Annotated in this window: 1 rRNA gene; it reads right to left on the bottom strand. The window is 42.9% G+C overall.

Annotation, left to right across the window (positions count from 1 at the left end):
* Positions 1–175: 175 nt before the first annotated feature.
* Positions 176–261, bottom strand: a 5S ribosomal RNA gene (gene rrf / locus FCS21_RS16735); the annotation flags it as partial.

The raw sequence follows: 261 nt of genomic DNA, 5'->3' as shown, positions 1-261 counted from the left end.
CTACGTGTTTTTCTCATAGCTATCTCCTAATTGAAATTCAGAAATAGCTTAATCGTTTTGACGAGTTACTTGCAGGTGCACTTGGCTAGACGCTTACGATTTATTTAAACGCAAAACAGCAAAAATCCCGACTCTTTCGAATCGGGCTTCTCTAGTGCTTTCGCACAAATTAGAAGTCTAGCAATGTCCTACTCTCACATGGGAACTCCCACACTACCATCGGCGCAACTGCGTTTCACTTCTGAGTTCGGAATGGGTTCA

Origin of the sequence: Colwellia ponticola (assembly GCF_005885605.1) — a bacterium.
Taxonomy (GTDB): Bacteria; Pseudomonadota; Gammaproteobacteria; order Enterobacterales; family Alteromonadaceae; genus Colwellia; species Colwellia ponticola.
This window is presented reverse-complemented; position numbering and strand designations above follow the sequence as displayed.